2 protein-coding genes are annotated in these 779 nt (G+C 59.8%); both read left to right on the top strand.

Annotation, left to right across the window (positions count from 1 at the left end):
* Positions 1-255 precede the first annotated feature (255 nt).
* A complete protein-coding gene (kdpF, locus tag CKO42_RS27805) occupies positions 256-348 on the top strand; it encodes a K(+)-transporting ATPase subunit F (protein ID WP_200252863.1) in 93 nt (30 codons plus the stop codon).
* Positions 349-427: 79 nt separating this feature from the next.
* Positions 428-779 (top strand): potassium-transporting ATPase subunit KdpA (locus CKO42_RS26810; protein WP_200252858.1); only part of this gene is annotated, 352 nt, incomplete at its 3' end.

The following is a 779-nucleotide window of genomic DNA, read 5'->3' as shown; positions in this document are numbered from 1 at the left end:
TCGGAGGCGACCGTGGTGCCGAAGGTGCCAAGGCCGATCACCGCGAAGCTGCGCTTTTGTTGTGTTGACATCGTGGCTATGCGGGTCGTGATTCCAAGAATGGCGGCGATTCTAGTCCTTGGGCGCCTGCTTGCAAAAGCGACGACGACGCGCTCCGACAAAATAGTATGCCTTTGTTACGCGCTTCCCCGGTCGGTGCCTAGCGCTGTTACGCCCGCGCTCTCTAACCTTACCCGCCTTGGTCAACAACGCTGAGTGAGGTACATCGTGTACGCCATCCTGCTGTTCGTCGTGCTGGCGTTGCTCGTCTATCTGTCGGTCGCCCTGCTGCGGCCAGAGAGGTTTTAGCCATGGGCATCATCGGCGCACTGATTCTCTTGGCCCTGTTCGGGCTGTGTTTTCTGTTCGTGGAATGGGAGGACCAGCTATGAATGAGGTCCTGCTCATCTACGCGGTCGCGCTGTTATTGGCCTGGCCGTTGGGACGCTACTTGGCGGCGATCTATTCGCCAACACCGACCGCACTTGATCGGCTGTTCGGGCCGGTCGAGTGGGTTCTTTACCGCGCCATCGGCGTTGATCCGCTGGCGCCCATGCATTGGAAAGCCTACGGCAAGGCGCTGCTCAAGCTGCATGTCGTCCTTGCGCTCCTGGTGCTGGTGATTTTGATGCAGCAGGGGCGGCTGCCGCTGAATCCGGACGGCATCGCGGGCATGAGCTGGGATCTGGCGCTGCATACCACGGCGTCCTTCATCACCAATACCAACCAGCAGCACTACT

The sequence above is a fragment of the Lamprobacter modestohalophilus genome, from assembly GCF_016583905.1.
GTDB lineage: Bacteria > Pseudomonadota > Gammaproteobacteria > Chromatiales > Chromatiaceae > Lamprobacter > Lamprobacter modestohalophilus.
The sequence above is the reverse complement of the archived record's forward strand: the minus strand, read 5'-3'. Positions and strand labels throughout refer to the sequence as shown.